The organism is Lentzea albida (assembly GCF_900111005.1).
Lineage (GTDB): Bacteria > Actinomycetota > Actinomycetes > Mycobacteriales > Pseudonocardiaceae > Lentzea > Lentzea albida.
This window is the reverse complement of record NZ_FOFV01000005.1, coordinates 441,016-456,206: the sequence shown is the minus strand read 5'-3', so window position 1 is coordinate 456,206 and position 15,191 is coordinate 441,016. Positions and strand designations below refer to the sequence as shown.

Below are 15,191 nucleotides of genomic sequence, written 5' to 3'. Positions count from 1 at the left end.
TCCCCGCCGCGCAGCGCGCCCCTGCCACGCACCGTGCTCCGTCGCGCGCCGCGCCGGCCCCGCGTGGCGCCCCGCCACGCACCGCGCCCCCCGCCACGCACCGCGCCCCTGCCACGCACTGTGCTCCGTACCGCGCCGTGCCCGCATGTCGCCTCGCCACGCGCCGTGCCCGCGTGTCGCCTCGCCACGCACCGGGTCCCCGCCGCGGGACCGCGCTCCGTCCTGCGCGGTGCCGTGCCGCGCGCTGCGCCCGTTCCACCTCGTGCCGTGCCTGGCGCCACCTCGTGTCGTGCTTCGCGACGCGTCCCGTCCCGCGTGGCGCGGAGTGCCGCCCCGCCCCGCGCCATGCCTCACGCCGTGCCCGTCCCGGACGCACTTCCCCAAAACGCCCTCCGCCAGGCATGCCTCGGCCCACCGCCGGTGGGGGCGACCCAGCCGATCGGTTGGTCCGGCTCTCAGCCTCCCAGCCAGGTCATCGGCTGATGCCCCCGATGGTCCCGATCCGCGACGGTGAGCACACCAACGCGGAAAGGAACGAGATGAGCGACTCCGGGGGCGGGCACGTCAGCAGGCGGGCACTGATCGCTGGTGCCGGTGCGGTGGCGACCGGGTTGGCCGTCACAGGGCGTGCGGCCGCCACGGGTGGGGCCGCGGTGCGGATCCCGCCGCACGACGTCCGCTACGAGAACCTCCTGCGCGGCAACAACTTCCGGTTCGCCGGGCGGCCCGACGAGATTCGGGTCGCGGGGTCGGTCGAGCAGGTCGTGCGTGCCGTGGACGACGCGGTGAGGGGTGGGCGGCGGCTCGCTGTGCGCAGTGGTGGGCACTGCTTCGAGAACCTGACGGCGTCCGCCGAGGTCCGGACGCTCCTCGACCTGTCCGGGATGGACGAGGTCGGCTTCGACGCCGGGAGGAACGCCTTCGTGGTGGGGCCGGGGGCGACGTTGGGGCAGGTCTACAAGGGGCTTTGTGCCGGGTGGGGTGTCACGATCCCCGGCGGCGGGTGTCCTGAGGTGGGGGCCGGTGGGCACATCGCGGGTGGTGGGTACGGGCCGTTGTCGCGGCGGTACGGGGCTGTGGTGGACCACCTCCACGGCGTTGAGGTCGTCGTGGTCGGGAAGGACGGGCGGGCTCGGGTCGTGGTCGCCACCCGCGAGGACGGGGATCCGCACCGGGACCTGTGGTGGGCGCACACCGGGGGTGGGGGCGGGAACTTCGGGGTGGTGACGAAGTACTGGTTGCGGTCGCCGGGCAGGAACGCCTCGTTGCCGGCCATGCCGCGGACCATGCTGCAGCACGTCGTGTTCTGGGAGTGGGGGCAGCTCACCGAGGAGAAGCTCGGCAGGCTGCTGCGCAACTTCGGGACGTGGCACGAGCGCAACAGCGCGCCGGGGGCTCCGGAGACCGGGTTGTACGGGGTGCTCGAGGTCAAGCACGCGGCCGGTGGCGTGGTGATGTTGTCCGTGCAGGCGGACGCGGACCTGCCGGACGTCGATGCGATGGTGACGGACTTCGTCGCCGTGGTCGGTGAGGGGCTCACGCCGGTGTTCGAGTTGCGGAAGACGGTGCCGTGGCTGCACAAGATGACGTGGCCCGGCACGGGTGAGCCGGGTGACGTGCTCACGCGGCGGTACAAGATCAAGGCCGGGTACCTGCGCCGCGCGTTCACGGTGGAGCAGTGCGGTGCCTTGTGGCGCAACCTCACCGGGCCCGAAGGGGCGCAGGGGAGTGTGTTGCTCATCGGGTACGGAGGTCAGGCGAACGCGTTGGCGCCGCATGAGACCGCGATCGCGAATCGGAACGTCGTGATGAAGGCGGTCTATCAGGCGGTGTGGAGCGAGGAACAAGAGGACGCGGCGAACCTCGCTTGGGTGCGCGCGCTCTATCGGGACGTGTATGCCGCCACGGGTGGTGTGCCGGTGCCCAACGAGGTCAACGACGGCTCCTACATCAACTACGCCGACGCCGACCTCGCCGACCCGGCCTGGAACACGTCGGGCGTGTCCGCGCAGCGCCTCTACTACCAGGACAACTACCCGCGATTGCAACGGATCAAGGCGAAGTACGACCCGCACAACGTGTTCAGGCACGCCTTGTCGATCCAACCTGGCTAGGCTCTCGCACCGGGGGAGGAACGCCGATGAGCATTCCGGGAGCGCGGTGGCCGTACGTCTTGTTGGTGCTGCTGGCCGCCGCCACCTTGCTCGACCAACGGCCGGAGCCCGCCGAGCTCGTGCTGTGTGCGTGCACGGCGGCGTGGCTCGCAGTGGGCTCTACGACGAAAGTCGCGCCGCCGTGGGTGTTCGCTGTCGGACTGACGGTGCTGACGGGGGCGTTGGTGGTGCTGAACCCGTTGTTCGGGTTCCTCACCCCGGTGCCGTACTACTACACGTTCCGCACGGTGGCCTTTCCGTGGCAACCGGTCGGAGTGGCGGCCGTCGCGGCGGTGGCGGGCACGGCGCAGTCGTACGCGATCGACAAGTCCACGGCCGCAGGTGTCGGCATCTGGATCGCCGTCATGGCCGGCAACGCCGTGCCGATGGTCGTGTACGCCTTCGTCGCGCGCCGGGCCGAGCAGCAGGAAGCGGAACGGGAACAGGTGCTCGCCCAGGCCCGTGAGGCGAACCGGCGGCTCGCGGAGTCGTTGGCGGAGAACGAGGTTCTCCAGCAGCAGCTCCTCGTGCGGGCCCGCGAGGCCGGTGTGCGCGATGAACGCCAGCGGATGGCGCGCGAGATCCACGACACGCTGGCGCAGGGGCTGACCGGCATCATCAGCCAGCTCCGGGCGGCCGGCGCCACGACGTGGCCGCGGCACGTCGCCGCCGCCACCGAACTCGCCAGGGAGAGCCTCGACGAGACGAGGCGGTCCGTGGAGGCACTGCGTCCCGAACCGTTGCGCACCAAGCAGTTGATCGAGGCGTTGCGCGGAGTCGCGGAGAAGTGGTCGGCGTTGCACGACGTCCCGGTGCAGGTCGTCACGACCGGTGAGGCCAGGGCGATCGCGCCGGAGGCCGAGGTCGCCCTGCTGCGGGCGGCCCAGGAGGCGCTGGCGAACGTCGCGAGGCACGCGCGGGCCGGCCGGGTCGGGGTCACGTTGTCCTACCTGGAGAACGAGGTGGCGCTGGACGTGCGCGACGACGGGTGCGGGTTCGAGGAGGCGGCGGCGGACGGGTTCGGGCTCGAGGCGATGAGGCAGCGGATCGAGGCGCTCGCGGGCACGGTGCAGGTCGAGTCGGAGATCGGCGCGGGCACCGGCGTGTCCGCGCGCGTGCCGGTGGAGGCGAGAACGTGATCAAGGTGCTGGTCGTCGACGACCACCCGATCGTCCGGGACGGGCTGCTGAGCATGTTCGCCCAGGACCCCGGCTTCGAGGTGGTCGGGGAGGCGGGGGACGGCGCCGAGGCGGTGCGGCTCGCGAGGGTCCTCGAGCCCGACGTCGTGCTGATGGACCTGCGCATGCCGGGCACCGACGGCCTGGCCGCGACCAGGGAACTGGCGGGCACCACGCAGGTCCTCGTGCTGACCACGTACGACAACGACAACGACGTGGTGTCGGCCATCGAGGCGGGCGCGACCGGCTACCTGCTCAAGGACACTCCGCGCGACGAGCTCGTGCGCGCGGTCCGGGCCGCCGCGCGGGGTGAGGCCGTCCTGGCGCCCGCCGCGGCGGCGTTGCTGATGAAACGGGTGCGCACGGAGGCGGCCTCCGTGCTCAGCCCGCGTGAGCTGGAGGTGCTGCGGTTCGTCGCCGGTGGGGCGACGAACCGCGACGTGGCCAAGGGACTCTTCATCACCGAGGCCACCGTGAAATCGCACCTGCTCAACATCTACGCCAAGCTGGAGGTGGGCGACCGGGTGGCCGCCGTCACCGAGGCGTTCCACCGCGGGCTGATCGTGCCGCGGGAGAACCGCTGAGTCACTTGAGGAACGCCGCCGTCGCGTTCAGCGCGCCGGCCGACGAACCGGCCTTCTCGACGACGACCGCGAACGCCACGTTGCCCTGGTAGCCGACGAACCAGCCGTGCTCGTCACCGCCGCCCGCCTCCGCGGTGCCGGTCTTGCCCGCGAGGCCCGGGATTGCGGCGAGCTGCTTGGCCGTTCCGGACGTGACCACCTCGCGCATCATCGCCCGCAACGGCGCCAGCACCGCCGCGGGAGGGCCCGCCGCGACGTCGTTCGGCTCGGAGGGCTTGCCGCGCAACAAGGTCGGTGCCGGGGTCCTGCCCGAGACGACGGTGGCCGCCACCAGCGCCATGCCGAACGGGCTCGCCACCACGTTGCCCTGGCCGAAGCTGTTCTCCACCTGCTGGTCGCCGGTGGCGGGCGGCACCTTGCCGGTGTTCGTCTCGGCACCGGTGACCGTCCAGTCGGCGCCCAGGCCGAAGCGCTTCGCCATGTCCGGCAGGGCGTTCGGGGCGAGCTTGGAGCCCAGGTCACCGAACGTCGTGTTGCAGGACAGGGCGAACGCCGTGCGGAACGGCACGCTGTCGTGGCCGAAACCCGCGTTGTTGATCGTGCGGGTGCCGATGGTGGCCTTGGCGGGGCACGCCACGGGGGTGTTCGCCTGCACCAGGCCCGCGTTCATGGCCGCGGCCGCCGTCACGATCTTCATCGTCGAGCCGGGGGCGTAACGGCCGACGAACGGGTTGGTGCCGCTCAACGCCTTGTTCTGCGCCACGGCGAGGACTTCGCTGGTCGAGGCCTCGATCGCGACGATCGCCGCACCCTGCGGCAGCGCGTCGACCGCCGCCTGGGCCGCCGCCTGACGGGCGGGGTCGATGGTGATGGTGATCTTCTCGCCGCCCTCCGCGGCCCTGCCGTCGAGCTTGGTGAAGGCGCCGCCGGCGGTGATGCCGACCTCCCAGCCGTCGGTGCCCCTCGGGTCGCCGACCACGCCGGTGATCGTCTTGTAGAGGCCGTCCGGGATCGCGCCCTGCACGAACGGCTTGCCGTCGCGGCCGAGCAGCGCGCCGTCCGACAGCGCCTTGCGGTAGGTGAGGGAGGCGCCCTCCGTCAGCTGCGGGTGGATGAGCGCGGGGGTCCAGTGGACCTTCCAGGTGCCACCCGCGCGCGTCATCGGCACCTTGACGTCGTACTTCAGCACCGACGAGCTCGGCATCGTCCACGTGACGGCCGCGGTGAGCTCGGTGGTGGTGGCGTCGGCCGCCGGAGGTTCGGACCTCGCGAGGGTGGCCTGGTAGGCGGAGGAGCCCATGCCTGCTTTGCTGGCCTCGAGAGCCGCGGACGCCGCATCCGGCGCGTCGGTGAAACCGGCGGCGCCGGCGGGGCCCGAGAACGCCCTCGTCAGGAACGAGTTCGCGACCTGGGCCGGCGTTTCCGCCGGCTTGGCGGGTTCGTCGGCGACCACCACTGTCCTGCTGCCCGACCACAGCAGAGCGCCCGCCACTCCGACGACGGCCGTCGTGACGAGCGCTCCGCTGATCAGGATCCATCTACGCGTCTTCTGTTCCACTGTTCCCCCAGGTACGTGCTTCCCCGCTGGGGACACTAGCGGGGCGACGCTGAGAGGAACTGAGGATTTCCACCTATCCGAGCTGCGGGACGCGGGTCTGGTAGTGGCGGAGCAGGTCGGCGTTGGCCGCGTCGCCGCCCTCCACGTTCGCGCTGCGCCACAGCGGCAGCTGCACGCCGGACTCGGCCGCCTTGTCGTGCAGGCGCACCATCAGCAGGTTCCACAGGAACGTCGTGGCCACCGTGGAGATCGCCGCCGTCACCGGGGCCTCCACCGGGTAGGTCGAGTCGCCGGGCGGCACCAGGTTGTCGAGGACGACGGTCGCGACCTCGGCCAGCGTGACACCCGCACGGCGCGGGGCCTGCGCGCTCGACGCCACCGACGTCACGGCCACGACCGGGCAGCCCTTGTTCGCGGCCTCCTGCGCCAGCTCGACGGGGTAGTAGTTCACGCCCGACGTCGAGAACACGAACAGCACGTCGTGCGGGGCGAGGCCGGACTCGCCGAGCACCTCGGCGGCGAGGCCGGAGCGGCGTTCGGCCGAAGTGCTGCTGATCGCGCCGTGCATCGGCAGCAGTTCGGGGTGGTAGATCGGGCGGACGCAGGCCAGGCCACCGGCCCGGTAGAAGGTCTCGGCGACCGCTGCCAGCGAGTGCCCCGCGCCCGCGGTGAGGAGGATTCCGTCGGCCTGGACGGCGGCCAGCACGAGTTCGGCCACGTCGTCGAGCGCGGCCGCGTTGTGCTGCTCGACGCGCGTCAGGTGCGTGCGCACGAGGTTGCCGTAGTCGGACCCGGTCACGGTGTCGGTCGTCATGCCGGTCAGTAGTACCCGATCACGCATGACCCCACCAGTAACCCGGGCACCACAAACCTCGATACGCGCGATGACGGCACTCGTGCGGGCAGGGGGTGGGTTGGATCAGGCGGTACTTCTACTTCTGGGTGGTGCTGGTCGCGGTCTTCACGGCGGCGGCGGCCACGAACATCGCGCTGGCGGTCACCTACTCCGAGCTCTGGCCGGTGTGGGTGGCGCTGGCGCTGCTCGTGGTCGCCGGCGGGTGCGCTCGGGCGGCCGTGCACGCGAGGCCTTAGGCGAGCAGTTCGATGCCCAGTGCCGACGCCGTGTGCAGCACCGAGTTGCGGTGGCGCTGCGCCACGGCCAGGCCCGCGTCGCGCAGCACCGAGGCGTGCGCGCTGGCCGAGGCGGCGGAGATCCCCAGCCGGCGCGCCAGTTCCGTGGTCGTGCAGCCGCCGGCGATGACCTCCAGAGCGGCGGCGCGGGTGCGGCCGAGCAACGCCTCCAGCGGCCGTCTGCCCGCGCTGGTCACGTGCAGGTCGCGGGCGATCGGGTAGACGAGCACGGGCGCGCGGTTCTGGTCGCGGAGCATGATCGGCCGCTCCCAGCAGAAGTACGACGGCACGAGCACCAGCCCCTGGCCGCGCAGGTGGACGTCCCGCCGGGGGAAGCGCGACTCGATCGACAGCACCGGTGGCGCCCACGTGATCGTCGGGTGCAGGGACGCGAGCACGCCCTCGCAACCGTTGTCCAGGAAGGACCGCGCCCGCACCGCCCGGTCGGCGTCGACGACGGCGCGCACCTCGGACCAGATCGGGGCGAGCGCGTGGCGGTGGTAGGCGCGCAACGCCTCGCCGAGCGAGTCCAAAGTGGCCACGTCGCCGCACGCCAGCAGGTGCGTGCGCGGGTCGAGGCGTTGCTGGCAGCCCAGTTGCTCCAGGTCCGCGCGCAACGACTCCACCGGCGTCGACAGCACCGCGTCGATGCCGGCGTCCACCTCGCACGAGCCCGCGGTGGGGGTCAGGAAGTCCGGTGAGTAGCCCACGGGTGGCGCGAGCTGCATGAGCCAGCGGGCGTCGTCGCGCACCGTCGTCCGCGCCGCCGTCCGCCACGTGCCGAACACAGCCGCCGCCGACCGCTGCCGCAGCACGTGCAGGCTGAGCAGGATCTCCCACATCGGGTCCGGACCAGCGGCGACGCGCACCCTCGCCAGGTCCTCCGCCGTGAAGTGGACGTGCAGCACAGCAAGCAGGCTGGCACAGCGGACCGCGACCTGTACCGGATTCGAGGTGACTCATCCGAAAGAGGCATATCGCCCACCCTGAGTGGCTGCGTGCGTTGCCGCGAGTGCGTCTACCTGGCTCTTTAGGTCCTGGCCGAATGTGGTGGCGGCTCTTCGCGCTCCGCCGCCAAGCTTTCGTCCAGCGCCGATCAGGGGACGGCGCCACCACCAAGGGGGAAACAGCAGTGAAGCTCGCCAAGATCACCGGGGCGATCGCGGCCGCCGGTGTCGCCATGACCATCCTGACCGCGCCGGTCGCGCTCGCGTCGCCGGGGGAGACCGTCATCCCGGCCGCCGCCGAGCTCGGCGTGCAGGCGGAAGGCGTTCTGCCGCACGAGTTCCAGGTCCAGAAGACCGGCTACTGGTGCTCCGCGGCGGCCGCCCGCATCGCCCTGACCGCGCGGGGCAAGAAGGTCGAGCAGTCCACGCTGGCCTCGTTCATGAAGGTCACGACCAACGGCCTGCCCAACATCAAGAACCTCGAGAACGCCCTCGACCACTACACCGGCTCGACCTACTACCAGGTCAAGCAGTGGTCGACCGACGCACAGCTGAGGGAGAAGCTGAGGGCCGACGTCGTCTACAACGCCAACCGCGGCCACGCCGTCGTCATCAACGTGGTGAAGCTCAACGGCCGCAACTACTCCGGTGGCCACTACGCCACGATCGTCGGCTACCGCGCCGGCGGCGGAGAGTTCGCCGTGGCCGACCCCGCCTACGCGGGTGGCGCGCTGCACTGGCTGAAGGCCGACAACGTGGCGAGCGGCATCAAGCTCCGCCGGTACGTGGCCTGATCCACGGCCCGAGGTCCTCGGGCCGGTCGATGTCCGCACCGTCCGCCACGTCGGCGCAGTCGACGAGGCGGACGGTGTTCGCCTTGAGGTAGTCCCGCGCGCCGTGATCGCCCGCCGCGGACGACATCACGCCCGCGAAGTGGTCCGACCCGATCAGCACCGGATGGCCGATCTCGCCGTCGTAGGTGGCTCTGGCCAGTGCTTTCGGCTCGGCGAGCGCCATCAGGCGGTGCAGCGCCGCGACGGTGACCCCGGGGGTGTCGACCGGGAGGACGACCACCGCGTCCGCGATGCCGGCCGCGTGCAGCCCGGTGCGCAGCGACGACCCCATGCCGGTGGCCCAGTCCGGGTTGTCGACGACGGTCACGCCTTCGAGAACGGCCTGGGCGCGCACTTCCGCGGCCTGCGCGCCGAGCACGACGACGACCGGGTCGCAGCCGGCGGCCCTGAGGAGCTCGGCGGCCGAGTCCACGAAGAGCTTGCCGTGCAACGGGACCAGGGCCTTGGGGGAGCCGAAGCGGCGGCCGGCCCCCGCGGCGAGCAGAAGACCGGCTACGCGCATGGGTTCGAATCTAGTGGCTCGTCGGGGAAACGGCCCGTGCGGCGTCATGCGGTCCGGTGGCTCGCTGCGGAATCGGTCCGTGCGGCGTCACGTGATCCGGTAGCCCACTCCCGGCGTGGTCGAGACGATCGGCGGGTCGCCGAGCTTGCGCCGCAGCCGGCCCACCGTCACCGCCACCGTGTTGGTGAACGGGTCGGCGTTCTCGTCCCAGACCTGCTCGAGCAGCGCCTCGGCGCTGAGGAAGCCGGGGTGCGCCCGCAGCAGGGCCTCCAGCACGGCGAACTCCTTCACCGAGAGGGCGAGCGGCCGCCCGTCGCGGACGACGGTCCTGCGCACCGGGTCCAGCTCGATCCCGGCCACGCGCACCACCCTGGGCCTGGCGTCCGGCCTGCGGCGGGCGAGTGCCCGTACGCGCAGGACCAGTTCGGGGAAGTGGAAGGGCTTGGCGAGGTAGTCGTCCGCGCCGAGCGTCAGTCCGCTGACGCGGTCGCCGGGTGCGCTCGCCGCGGTCAGCATGAGCACCATCGGCCGGTCTGCCCGGTCGGTGATCATCTGGCACAGCACGTCGCCGTGCAGGCCCGGCAGGTCGCGGTCCAGGACCACGACGTCGTACCCGGTGAGGTCGAGTTCGGCGGCGGCCGTCAGCCCGTCGTGCGCGACGTCGACGGGCATCCCCTGGTCGCTGCCGTGGTGGGCGGGTCTCGCGGTGCTCGGCGCGTACACGGCGGCGGCGTTGTGGCTCGCTAGTTCAGGTTCTCCAGGATCAGCGAGGAGGCCGCTTCCGGGATCTCCTCCGGAATCCAGTGGCTGACGTCCTCGACCATCTCGAACCGGTACGGCCCGGTGCACCACTTCTCGGTCTCGAACGCGGCCACCGATCCGAACGCGACGTCCTCGGTGCTCCACACGTACATGGTCTTGACGCTCACCTTGTCGGCGGCGCCGTGCGGCCTTCCGGCGCGGTACCAGTTCAGGGCGGCGGTCAACGCGCCCGGTTCGCTCAGTCGCTGGACGTACTCCTCGACGTGCGAGGGCCGGACCCGCCACTCGAACATCTGCTTGAGGGCGTGGGCGTTGTTGTCGAGCATGCGCTTCTCGGTGCTGCGCTCACGCCAGTCGAGCATGTACTGCGACCGCATCGCCTGGTCCTCGTCGGTCTTCAGCGCCGTCTTCAACGCACCGGGGTGCGGTGTGGAGAAGACGGTCAGCGTGCGCACGCGCTCGGGGTGCTCGATCGCCGTCCACCACGCCACCGCGCCGCCCCAGTCGTGCCCGACCAGGTCGAACGTGCCCCAGCCGAGCGCGTCGGCCATCGCGACCACGTCACCGACCAGGTGCGTGACGGTGTACTCGGAGGCCTGCTCCGGGCGCACGCCGGGGGAGTAGCCGCGCTGGTCGGGGGCGACGGCGCGGAAGCCGTTCACGCCGAGCACCGCCACCTGGTGCTCCCACTCGATGGCGGCCTCGGGGAAACCGTGCAGCAGCAACACCGGGCGGCCGTCCTCGGGACCGGACGCGATGGCGTCGAAGGAACCTGCCTCGGTCTCGATGCTGATGTGGTCGATCACGGGTGCGAACCCTACTGCGTGAGTTCGGCGGACACGTCCCACAGGCGGCGCGCCACCGCGGTGTCGCGCGCCCTCGCCGAACGGCCGACCAGCTTCGGCGCGCCACGCCCCTCCAGGAACCCGCCGGGAACGTCCTGCGTCGCCGCGAACAGCGTGGGGTACGCCGCCGTCGCGGTCACCGGGGAGCCGGCCCGCGCGAGCCTGCGCTGCAGTTCGGACGTGAACAGCAGGTTGGCGAGCTTGGTCTGCGCGTACGCGGCCGTCGGCCGGTGGACGACACCGTGACGACCCGTTCCCGGATCCGCGGCAGGAGGAGGTTCGTGAGCGCGAAGTGGCCCAGGTGGTTGGTGCCGAACTGCAGCTCGAAGCCGGCGGACCTCGACCTCGCCGGTCATCGTCGCGGCGGCCTCCGCGCCCTTGTCCGGGTTGCGCACGGCGAGCACGACACGGGCGCCCCGACGGGCGAACACGCGGGCGGAGGCACGCCCGATCCCGCTGTTCGCGCCGGTCACGACGACGGTGCGGCCGGTCAGGGAGGCTCGTGCCCGACGACCGGCCCTACCACCACGGCAACCTCCGCACCGCCCTGCGCGACCTGGCCGGGGAGATCGGCGAGCAGGATCGTCGCGGCGGCCGAGGGGCCGTTCGGGCTGATGCGGGAGCTGGTCCTGCGTGGACAGTCGGAGGGGTTGCTCCGGCCGGACGACCCCGACCGCCTGGGGCTGGTCATGTTCGCGATGCTGCAGGGGATCGCCCTCGTCATCAACAGCGCCCTCGCGGGACCGGAGCAGCTCGACGGGCTCGTCGGCACGGCGATGAGGCAGTTCGTCCGCGAGGTGTGACCTGGCTCTCAACGGGCGAGCCGAAGGGCGTGACCTCACGAACATCAAATGTGCACCCGCATGTAGACGTGGCGAAACCGCAGGACGGTACGAATGCCGTCGTGCTCGTGCTGCACGGCGGCCGCGAACACGGCCAGGAACCCGTCAAGCGCCTCAACCTCGCGTATCTGAGGATGGTGCCGCTGGCCCGCGCCCTGCGCGCGCCCGGCGTCGAGGTCTGGAACCTCCGCTACCGGGTCCGCGGCTGGAACGCGCCGAGCCTCGACCCCGTCAAGGACGCGCGGTGGGCGCTCGACAGGATCGCCGAGCTGCATCCGGGCGCACCGGTCGTCCTCGTCGGCCACTCCATGGGCGGGCGGACGGCGTTACGCGTGGCGGGCCATCCGAGCGTGGTCGCGGTGTGCGCGCTCGCGCCGTGGCTCGTGCCCGGAGAGCCCTATGAACAGCTCCGCGGCAAGGCGCTGCTGATCGCGCACGGCGACCAGGAGCGGATGACCGACCCCGCGAAGTCCCTCGCGTTCGCGCGACAGGCCAAGACCGTGACGGACCGGGTGGCGCGGTTCAGCGTCGTCGGTGACGGGCACGCGATGCTCAAGAGGGCCAGGGACTGGACGCGGCTGGTCGTCTCCTTCGTCCACGGTGAGCTGGGGCTCGAACCGGTCGCGCCCGACATCGCGAATGCGATGCGGGAGGCCTCACCGCGAGGCCTCGACGTGCCGTTGGGAGGCTCGCGTGGCTGAGGTCGCCGTCGTCGGAGCAGGGGTTGCCGGGCTCACGGCAGCTTATGTGTTGCAACGCAAGCACGAGGTCACGCTGTTCGAGGCCGACGACAGGCTCGGCGGTCACGCGCACACGCACGACCTGGACGGCGTGCACGTCGACAGCGGGTTCATCGTCCACAACGAACGGACGTACCCGAACCTGATCAAGCTCTTCCGCGAGCTCGGCGTGTCCACTCAGGACTCCGAGATGTCGATGAGCGTCCGCTGCGACGGCTGCGGCCTCGAGTACGCGGGCGCGAAGAAGCTGCCAGGGCTCTTCGCCCGCCGCGAGAACGCCATCAACCTCGACTACCTGCGGATGCTCAGCGAGGTCACGCGGTTCTACCGGCACGCCCAGCGCGTCCTCGCCCACGAGGAGGCGCACGACGTCACGCTCGGTGCGTTCCTGGCGATCGGCGGGTACAGCCGGTACTTCGTCGACCACTTCATCATCCCGCTGGTCAGCGCCGTGTGGTCGTCCGGCGCGGCGCTCAGCATGAAATACCCGGCCTGGTACCTGTTCGAGTTCCTGTCGAACCACGGGATGCTCACCATCGGCGGCACCCCGCAGTGGAAGACGGTCGTCGGCGGCTCGCGCAACTACGTGGACCGCGCCGTGAAGGGCCTCAAGGCCGTCCACGTCGGCACGCCCGTCCGGGCCGTCACGCGCACCGGCGGCCGCGTCGAGATCCGCGACGAGGACAACGTGCTGCACACCGCGGACCACGTCGTCATCGCCACGCACCCGGACCAGGCGCTGGGCCTGCTCGCCGACCCGACGGGCGAGGAGAAGGAGGTGCTCGGCGCGTTCCAGTACTCGCGCAACGAGACCTGGCTGCACACCGACGCGTCGATCCTGCCCCGCACGCCCGGCGCTCGGGCCTCGTGGAACCTCTACAAGCGCGCCTGCCGCGAGACGGGCGGCGAGGTGCTCGTCAGCTACCACATGAACCGGCTGATGCGCCTCGACGAGCCCCGCGACTTCGTCGTCACGCTCAACCCGCACGACGTGAACCCGGACAGCGTGCTCGCGAAGATGGTCTACGAGCACCCGATCTACACGCCGGACTCCGTTGCGGCGCAACGACGTCTGCCCGAGCTCAACACCGGCTCGACCGCCTACGCCGGTGCCTACCACGGCTGGGGCTTCCACGAGGACGGCTGCGCATCCGGGGTGAGAGCTGCCAGGCACTTCGGGGTCGAGTGGTGATCTACGACGTCCTCATCACGCACTCGCGTCGCGAACTGATCGACAGGGCGTTCAGCCACCGCGCCTACATGTGGCTGGTCGACCTCGACGGACTGCCGCGGCTGCCGCTGTGGGCGCGGCCTTTCGCGAAGTTCGAGGCACGCGACCACCTCGGATCGCCTGACAGGACGATCCGGCAGAACCTGGACGAGTGGCTGGCCGAGCGCGACATCGACCTCGGCGGTGGCCAGGTCCTGATGCTCGCCAACGCGCGCGTGCTCGGCTACGTCTTCAACCCGCTGTCCGTGTACTGGTGCCACGACGCGTCCGGAGAGCTCGTGTGCGTCGTCGCGGAGGTCCACAACACCTACGGCGGACGGCACTGCTATCTGCTGCGCACCGACGACAAGGGCCGTGCGTCGGTCGACAAGGAGTTCTACGTCTCCCCGTTCCTCGAGGTCGACGGCCACTACGTGATGAAGCTGCCGAAGCCGGGGGACCAGCTGTCCGTGACGATCGCGTTGCGGCAGAACGGCAAGACCACCTTCAGCGCCACCATGAAGGGCACGCGCAGCTCCGGGCTGCGCATGCTGTTCCGGCGGCCGCTGATGCCCCAGCGCGTGTCCGCGCTGATCAGGCGTCATGGAATCGCGCTCTACCTGAGGCGCGTACCGATCATCCCCAGGAGTGATGGATGAGCACGTTGTCGTTGCCACTACCCGGCCAGGGCATTTGGCCGGGGCTCTTCGACGCGCCGCGGTCGCCGATGCGCGCCCGCATCGCCGAGTCGTTGTTCCGCAACGCCGTGCGCTCGCTGCCGGTGACCGTGCGGTTCCCGGACGGCAGGGAGTGGGGCGCCGGCGGCCCGGTCATGCACCTGGTGCGGCCCGCGGAGTTCTTCCACCGGCTCGGTGCCGACGCCAAGATCGGCTTCGGCGAGGCCTACATGGTCGGCGACTGGACGTCCGACGAGCTCGCGGACGTGCTCGCGGCGTTCGCGGCCCGCCTCTCGACCCTGATCCCGCCCGGCCTGCAGCGGATGCGGCGGTGGGCCGAGCGGCGGCAGACCGAGATCAACGACGTGGCGGGCTCCCGGCAGAACATCCACCGCCACTACGACCTGTCGAACGAGCTGTTCGGCGTGTTCCTCGACGAGACGATGACGTACTCGTCGGCGTTGTTCGAGGGCTCCGACACCGACCTGCACAGCGCCCAGCTGCGCAAGATCGACGGCGTGCTCGACTACGCGGGCGTGCGCTCGGGCTCACGCGTGCTGGAGATCGGCACGGGTTGGGGCGCGCTCGCCATCCGGGCCGCCCAGCGGGGCGCCACCGTCACGTCGCTGACCATCTCCGCAGAGCAGCGGAAGCTGGCGTTGGACCGGGTGAGGGACGCGGGCCTCCACGATCGGGTGACGGTCGAGCTGCGCGACTACCGTGAGGAGCACGGCCGGTACGACGCCGTCGTCAGCGTCGAGATGATCGAGGCCGTCGGTGCCGAGTACTGGCCCGCGTACTTCTCGATGCTCGACCGCGTGCTCGCCCCCGGAGGCCGCGTCGGACTGCAGGCGATCACGATGCCGCACGACCGCATGATCGCGAGCAAGGCCAGCTACACCTGGATCCACAAGTACATCTTCCCCGGCGGGCTCATCCCGTCGGTCCGCTCGATCGAGGAGTCGGTGCGCGACCACACCCGCCTGGAGATCGTCGAGTCGCGGTCGTTCGGCCTCGACTACGCCGAGACGCTCAAGCGCTGGCGCGACACGTTCCTCACCCGTTGGGACGAGGTGGCGGACCTGGGCTTCGACGACACGTTCCGCCGGATGTGGGAGTTCTACCTCGCCTACTCGGAGGCCGGTTTCCGCGTCGGATACCTCGGCGTCCAGCAGTTCGGCATGGCCGAAAGACTGGGCCGTTAGGAC

The 15,191-nt window shown here is 71.1% G+C and carries 16 protein-coding genes and 1 pseudogene; 10 read left to right on the top strand and 7 right to left on the bottom strand.

Annotation, left to right across the window (positions count from 1 at the left end):
* Positions 1-482: 482 nt before the first annotated feature.
* From BMY74_RS16730 to BMY74_RS16720, 3 genes are read left to right on the top strand one after another with little or no spacing between them, the layout of a single operon-like run.
* Positions 483-2,114 (top strand): FAD-binding oxidoreductase, encoded by a 1,632-nt coding sequence (locus BMY74_RS16730; RefSeq protein WP_342717090.1) that lies wholly within the window; start codon positions 483-485, stop codon positions 2,112-2,114.
* 26 nt (positions 2,115-2,140) lie between these two features.
* On the top strand, positions 2,141-3,292 hold the full coding sequence (locus tag BMY74_RS16725) for a sensor histidine kinase (protein ID WP_089916802.1): 1,152 nt from the start codon (positions 2,141-2,143) through the stop codon (positions 3,290-3,292).
* Entirely contained in the window at positions 3,289-3,915 is a 627-nt protein-coding gene (locus tag BMY74_RS16720) for a response regulator transcription factor (RefSeq protein WP_089916800.1), read from the top strand. The genes BMY74_RS16725 and BMY74_RS16720 overlap by 4 nt, the downstream gene beginning before the upstream one ends.
* Before the next feature lies 1 nt (position 3,916).
* Here BMY74_RS16720 and BMY74_RS16715 read toward each other — a convergent pair whose 3' ends face one another.
* Complete coding sequence (locus BMY74_RS16715; protein ID WP_089916797.1) at positions 3,917-5,473, bottom strand: penicillin-binding transpeptidase domain-containing protein; 1,557 nt, start codon at positions 5,471-5,473, stop codon at positions 3,917-3,919.
* A gap of 73 nt (positions 5,474-5,546) precedes the next feature.
* Positions 5,547-6,287, bottom strand: a complete 741-nt coding sequence (locus BMY74_RS16710; RefSeq protein WP_089916796.1) for an SIS domain-containing protein — start codon at positions 6,285-6,287, stop codon at positions 5,547-5,549.
* 95 nt (positions 6,288-6,382) lie between these two features.
* Between BMY74_RS16710 and BMY74_RS16705 the strand changes: the two genes are divergently transcribed.
* Entirely contained in the window at positions 6,383-6,565 is a 183-nt protein-coding gene (locus BMY74_RS16705; protein WP_089916793.1) for a hypothetical protein, read from the top strand.
* Here the strand turns inward: BMY74_RS16705 and BMY74_RS16700 are convergent.
* Positions 6,562-7,512 carry a MarR family transcriptional regulator gene (locus tag BMY74_RS16700; protein ID WP_089916791.1) on the bottom strand — a complete coding sequence of 317 codons (951 nt, stop codon included), beginning with the start codon at positions 7,510-7,512 and terminating at the stop codon, positions 6,562-6,564. The genes BMY74_RS16705 and BMY74_RS16700 overlap by 4 nt on opposite strands.
* A 224-nt stretch (positions 7,513-7,736) precedes the next feature.
* Here BMY74_RS16700 and BMY74_RS16695 point away from each other — a divergent pair, with 224 nt between their 5' ends.
* Complete coding sequence (locus BMY74_RS16695) at positions 7,737-8,345, top strand: C39 family peptidase (RefSeq protein WP_177229777.1); 609 nt, start codon at positions 7,737-7,739, stop codon at positions 8,343-8,345.
* Here the strand turns inward: BMY74_RS16695 and BMY74_RS16690 are convergent.
* The 4 genes and pseudogenes from BMY74_RS16690 to BMY74_RS46200 form a co-directional block, all read right to left on the bottom strand.
* Positions 8,320-8,907: a nucleotidyltransferase family protein gene (locus BMY74_RS16690; RefSeq protein WP_089916786.1), complete on the bottom strand. Its 588-nt coding sequence runs from the start codon at positions 8,905-8,907 to the stop codon at positions 8,320-8,322. The two genes, BMY74_RS16695 and BMY74_RS16690, sit on opposite strands and share 26 nt — an antisense overlap.
* Before the next feature lie 87 nt (positions 8,908-8,994).
* Positions 8,995-9,630, bottom strand: a complete 636-nt coding sequence (locus BMY74_RS16685) for a response regulator transcription factor (protein WP_342717078.1) — start codon at positions 9,628-9,630, stop codon at positions 8,995-8,997.
* 20 nt (positions 9,631-9,650) lie between these two features.
* Positions 9,651-10,475, bottom strand: a complete 825-nt coding sequence (locus BMY74_RS16680; protein WP_089916783.1) for an alpha/beta fold hydrolase — start codon at positions 10,473-10,475, stop codon at positions 9,651-9,653.
* 11 nt (positions 10,476-10,486) lie between these two features.
* Positions 10,487-11,008: pseudogene (locus tag BMY74_RS46200) on the bottom strand (SDR family NAD(P)-dependent oxidoreductase).
* Between the two features lie 120 nt (positions 11,009-11,128).
* Here BMY74_RS46200 and BMY74_RS46195 point away from each other — a divergent pair.
* From BMY74_RS46195 to BMY74_RS16655, 5 genes are all read left to right on the top strand, one after another.
* On the top strand, positions 11,129-11,317 hold the full coding sequence (locus BMY74_RS46195; protein ID WP_245786184.1) for a hypothetical protein: 189 nt from the start codon (positions 11,129-11,131) through the stop codon (positions 11,315-11,317).
* A gap of 68 nt (positions 11,318-11,385) precedes the next feature.
* Complete coding sequence (locus BMY74_RS16670) at positions 11,386-12,057, top strand: alpha/beta hydrolase (protein WP_245786171.1); 672 nt, start codon at positions 11,386-11,388, stop codon at positions 12,055-12,057.
* Complete coding sequence (locus BMY74_RS16665) at positions 12,050-13,288, top strand: NAD(P)/FAD-dependent oxidoreductase (protein ID WP_245786170.1); 1,239 nt, start codon at positions 12,050-12,052, stop codon at positions 13,286-13,288. Before BMY74_RS16670 ends, BMY74_RS16665 begins: the two co-directional genes overlap by 8 nt.
* Complete coding sequence (locus BMY74_RS16660; protein ID WP_245786169.1) at positions 13,285-13,965, top strand: DUF1365 domain-containing protein; 681 nt, start codon at positions 13,285-13,287, stop codon at positions 13,963-13,965. The genes BMY74_RS16665 and BMY74_RS16660 overlap by 4 nt, the downstream gene beginning before the upstream one ends.
* Positions 13,962-15,188, top strand: a complete 1,227-nt coding sequence (locus BMY74_RS16655; RefSeq protein ID WP_089916775.1) for an SAM-dependent methyltransferase — start codon at positions 13,962-13,964, stop codon at positions 15,186-15,188. Before BMY74_RS16660 ends, BMY74_RS16655 begins: the two co-directional genes overlap by 4 nt.
* The last annotated feature ends 3 nt before the right edge of the window (positions 15,189-15,191 follow it).